The organism is Bittarella sp. HCP28S3_D9 (assembly GCF_052065655.1).
GTDB lineage: Bacteria > Bacillota > Clostridia > Oscillospirales > Ruminococcaceae > Bittarella > Bittarella massiliensis.
On record NZ_JBQHTP010000043.1, the window covers coordinates 1 to 4,610 of the forward strand.

4 protein-coding genes are annotated in these 4,610 nt (G+C 66.7%); 3 read left to right on the plus strand and 1 reads right to left on the minus strand.

The window, feature by feature from the left end; translation table 11 throughout:
• Positions 1-118 precede the first annotated feature (118 nt).
• Complete coding sequence (locus ACTNAU_RS13255) at positions 119-1,009, minus strand: LysR family transcriptional regulator (protein WP_185914794.1); 891 nt, start codon at positions 1,007-1,009, stop codon at positions 119-121.
• Positions 1,010-1,135: 126 nt separating this feature from the next.
• Between ACTNAU_RS13255 and ACTNAU_RS13260 the strand changes: the two genes are divergently transcribed.
• The 3 genes from ACTNAU_RS13260 to ACTNAU_RS13270 all read left to right on the plus strand — a co-directional run bounded on the left by ACTNAU_RS13260 (position 1,136) and on the right by ACTNAU_RS13270 (position 4,447).
• A complete protein-coding gene (locus ACTNAU_RS13260; protein WP_185914793.1) occupies positions 1,136-2,326 on the plus strand; it encodes a coenzyme F420-0:L-glutamate ligase in 1,191 nt (396 codons plus the stop codon).
• A gap of 138 nt (positions 2,327-2,464) precedes the next feature.
• Entirely contained in the window at positions 2,465-3,373 is a 909-nt protein-coding gene (locus tag ACTNAU_RS13265) for a transglutaminase-like domain-containing protein (RefSeq protein WP_441098679.1), read from the plus strand.
• Between the two features lie 30 nt (positions 3,374-3,403).
• The gene (locus ACTNAU_RS13270; protein WP_216401357.1) at positions 3,404-4,447 is read left to right on the plus strand and encodes a type II secretion system F family protein; all 1,044 of its coding nucleotides are present in this window, start codon (positions 3,404-3,406) and stop codon (positions 4,445-4,447) included.
• Positions 4,448-4,610 lie beyond the last annotated feature (163 nt).

The window sequence follows — 4,610 nt, forward strand, 5'->3', positions numbered from 1 at the left end:
CCCCCCCCCCCCCCCCCCCCCCCCCCCCCCCCCCCCCCCCCCCCCCCCCCCCCCCCCCCCCCCCCCCCCCCCCCCCCCCCCCCCCCCCCCCCCCCCCCCCCCCCCCCCCGCTTCTCTATCACCAGCCGTAGCGGCCGCCGATGAAGTCGACAAAGCGCTTGGCGCTGGGGGAGAGGGAGACGTCCCGCAGCTTGCACCAGCTGATGTGCCGGGGCGGCAGGGAGAAATCCACCGGCAGCTTCACCACCAGCCCCCGGCGCAGATAGTCCTCGGCAAACTCCTCGATGGCGCAGCAGACCCCCAGGCCGATGCGGGCGAAGTCCAGCAGCAGGTCGTGGGAGCCCAGCTCGATTTCCGGAGAGATGGGCAGCCCCTGCGCGGCAAACCAGTCGTCCACCAGCCGCCGGGCGTTGGACTTGCGCTCCAGCAAGATCAGCGGCAGGTCCGCCACCTCGGCGGCGGTGAGGGGCCGCTGGGGCAGGGGGTAGCGCGGCCCGGCCAGAAAGGCGTCGTGCACCCGGAAAAAGCGGTGCTCCTCCACCCGCTGGTCCCGCACCGGGGAGTTGACAAAGGCCAGGTCCACACTGTGCTCGGCCAGCATCTCCACCGCCTCGATGGAGGTGCCGTTTTGGATGACCAGCCGGATGTGGGGGTACTCCCGGTGAAAGCGCTCCAACTGGCCCAGGATCACAAAGCGGGAGATGGTGTCCGACACCCCCACCCGCAGCTGGCCCTGCTCCAGGTTCTGCTGCTCCCGCAGGCTCTGCTGCCCCTGTTCCAGGGTTTTGAGGGCGGCGTCCACATAGCCGTAGAGCAGTTCCCCCTCGCTGGTGAGGGAGAGCCGCTTCCCCCGCCGGTCAAAGAGGGGGACCCCCAACTGGCTCTCCAGGTGTTTGACCGTCTGGCTCACCGCCGACTGGGAGACAAAGAGCTTCCCCGCCGCCGCCGAGAAGCCCCCCTGCCGCGCCACCTCGCGAAAGACCCGATAGTGTTCCAGCTTGACCTCCATACTATTAGACCACCTTATAAATCATATTATGAAAAGATATTTTACTTATATATACAATTGCATTATACTGGTAGAGCAGTTGTTTGTAAACCGGGCTTTTGGGCCCGCCAAAAAAGGAGAGGCAAGATGAGTAACTTCGTAGGCACCGTATCCAGAGGGATCAAACTTCCCATCGTCAAAGAGGGGGACGACCTGGCCGCCATCGTGGCTAAGTCGGTGCTGGACGCCGCCGCGGGCGAGCCCTTCGCCCTGCACGACCGGGACGTGGTGGCCATCACCGAGTCGGTGGTGGCCCGCACCCAGGGCAACTACGCCACCGTCGACGACATCGCCGCCGACGTGCGGGCCAAGCTGGGGGGCGAGCACATCGGGGTGGTCTTCCCCATCCTCAGCCGCAACCGCTTCTCGGTCTGCCTCAAGGGGATCGCCAAGGCCGCCAAAAAGGTGACGGTGCTGCTCAGCTACCCCTCCGACGAGGTGGGCAACCACCTGATCGACATCGACCGGCTGGAAGAGGCCGGCATCAACCCCTGGAGCGACGTCCTCACCGCCGAGGAATTTCACGAGACGTTCGGCACCGTGCTGCACCCCTTCACCGGGGTGGACTACCTGGACTACTACGCCCAGGTCATCCGCGAGTGCGGGGCCGAGCCCCAGATCGTGCTGGCCAACAAGCCCGCCGCCATCCTGCAGTACACCAAGCGGGTGCTGGCCTGCGACATCCACACCCGGCAGCGCACCTGCCGCCAGCTGAAGGAGGCCGGGGCCGAGGCGGTCTGCTCCCTCAGCGACATCCTCAACCAGAGCGCCGGCGGCTGCGGCTACAACGAGCAGTACGGCCTGCTGGGCTCCAACAAGGCCACCGAGACCTCGGTGAAGCTCTTCCCCCGGGACTGCGACGCCTTTGTCCAGCGGGTGGCCGACCTGCTGCGCGAGGGCAGCGGCAAGCAGATCGAGGTCATGGTCTACGGCGACGGCGCCTTCAAAGACCCGGTGGGCCAGATCTGGGAGCTGGCGGACCCGGTGGTCTCCCCCGCCCACACCGCCGGGCTCGACGGCACCCCCAACGAGGTCAAGCTGAAATACCTGGCCGACAACGACTTTGCCGACCTCAGCGGCGAGGAACTGCAGGCCGCCATCCGCGAGCGCATCGCCCACAAGAAGGACAAGCTGGTGGGCGACATGGCCGCCCAGGGCACCACCCCCCGCCGGTTGACCGACCTCATCGGCTCCCTGTGCGACCTGACTTCCGGCAGTGGCGACAAGGGCACCCCGGTGGTGCTGGTGCAAAACTACTTCGACAACTACGCCAAATAAGGCCCGCCACACGGCCTTGAGAGGGCGCCCGAAAGAGGGCGCCCTCTCTCTGTTTTACCCCCCAAAAAGGGCGTGGCATTGGCCGCACAACTGTGCTATACTGAATTTATATACGCCGGGAGGAGGTGGGGGGCCGCTTTGAAGTACAGACGACTGTTTGCCGCCGCGCTGGCCGCCCTCACCCTCCTGAGCGGCTGTGCCAAGGACAGCCCCCAGCGGGAGGGTCACCCCGCCGGCAACTACCAGCGCCCCCCGGTGGCCGAGGCGGTCTTTGACGGCAGCGACGCGGTCTCGGGCGGGGGGGCCGACATCGACCTGACCAACCTGGGCGAGGGCTATGTGGCGGTGCGCGCCCAGCACAGCGCCCGCCTAAAATTTCAGGTGCTCAAGGGGGAGGAGACCTACAACTACGACCTGGCAAACGACGGCACCCCCTGCTTTTACCCCCTGCAGATGGGGGACGGCGAATACACCTTTCGGGTGATGCGAAACACCACCGGCGACCGGTATGCCCAGCTCCTCTCCACCGCCCGGCAGGTGCAGCTCACAAGCGAGTTCGCCCCCTTCCTCCGCCCCAGCATCCAGGTCAACTACACCCCCCAGTCCGCCTGCGTGGCCAAGGCCGCCCAGCTGTCGGCGGAGGACACCAGCCAGATCGGGGTGGTCAACAGCGTCTACGACTACATCGTAAAAAACATCCGCTACGACGTGGGGAAGGCGGAGACCGTCCCCAAGGGCTACACCCCCGACCCCGACGAGACCCTGAAAAGTGGCACCGGCATCTGCTACGACTACGCGGCCCTGGCGGCCGCCATGCTCCGCAGCCAGGGCATCCCCACCAAACTCGTCACCGGCTACGTGGCCCCGAACGACCTCTACCACGCCTGGAATTTGATCTATTTGGAGGAGTCGGGCTGGATCGCGGTGGAGTTTCAGGTGGAGGCCGGCAACTGGGTGCGCATCGACACCACCTTCGCCGCCGGCGGGGCGGACCTAAAGGATTTTGTGGGCGACGGCAAAAACTATGTCGACCGCTATGTGTACTGATATGGGCGAGAGAAAAAGAGGAGGCGGCAGATGAAACAGACGCTGTTGAACGACCTGGAGCTTAGCCTGTTTTGTGAAAATCTATCCATGATGCTGGGGGCCGGCATCCCGTCCAGCGAGGCGCTGGAGCTCTTTTGCGAGGACATGGAGCCCGGCCCCTTTCAGGAGGGGGTCCGGCGGGTCTTGGACTGCCTGGAAGAGACCCACTCCCTCCCCGGCGCCCTGCGGGCGGCGGGCTGTTTCCCCAGCTATTTGAGCGACATGGTGGAGGTGGGCGAGATCGCCGGGCGCACCGAGCAGGTGCTCAAACGGCTGGCCGCCTACTACGAGGGGCAGGACGCCCTGCAGAAAAAGCTGCGCAGCGCCGTGGTCTACCCCACGGTGATGCTGGTTTTGATGACCGCGGTGATGCTCTTTTTGGTCTTTGAGGTGCTGCCGGTCTTTTCCGGCGTCTACGCCCAGCTGGCGGGGGACCTGACCGGCTCCTCCGTCGGGTACATGTCGGTGGCCAAGGGGGTCGCCTGGGCGGTGCTGGTCATCACCCTGGTGCTGGCGGTCCTCCTCTTGGTGGGGCTGCAGATGATGAAGCGCCCCCGGGGGCTGCAGCGGCTGGCTGCCTTGGCCCAGCGCCTTCCCCTGACAAAGGGGGTCGCCTACCAGGTGTCCCTGGCCCGCTTCACCTCGGCCCTGAGCACCTTTTTGGCCAGCGGGGTGGACACCGACCGGGCCATGGCCGTCTCCAGCGAGATGGTGGACCACCCCCTCTTGCGCGCCAAACTGGCCCGCTGCCGGGAGCGGATGGAGACCGGCGAGGGGTTGGCCCAGGCCATCTACGCCGAAAAGGTCTTCCCCTCCCTCTACGCCCGGATGCTCGTCAGCGGCTTTCAGAGCGGGAGCGGCGAGGAGTCGCTGGCCCGCCTCACCCGCCTCTTTGCGGAGGAGTCCGACCGCCAGATCGACGGGGCCCTCTCGACGGTCGAGCCGGGGCTGGCGGCCTTCCTCACCCTCTCGGTGGGGGTCATCCTCCTGGCGGTCATGCTGCCCCTCATCGGCATCATGGGCGCCATCGGCTAAAGGGGGGCTTTGCTGTGTACACCTCGTTTGCCCAGCGGCGGCGGTCCAGGCGGATCCGGCTGCTCCTCCTCGCGCTGGCGGCGCTGCTGCTGGCCGGCTGCCTGTTGCTGCTGCCCAGGGTACAGGGGGATCTGAGCCGGCAGTCGGGCGGCGCGGGCCCCGC

Excerpts from the sequence above, each read along its gene's own strand:
- ACTNAU_RS13255 (WP_185914794.1), bottom strand. The coding sequence starts at position 1,009 with ATGGAGGTCAAGCTGGAACACTATCGGGTCTTTCGCGAGGTGGCGCGG.
- ACTNAU_RS13260 (WP_185914793.1), top strand. The coding sequence starts at position 1,136 with ATGAGTAACTTCGTAGGCACCGTATCCAGAGGGATCAAACTTCCCATC.
- ACTNAU_RS13270 (WP_216401357.1), top strand. The coding sequence starts at position 3,404 with ATGAAACAGACGCTGTTGAACGACCTGGAGCTTAGCCTGTTTTGTGAA.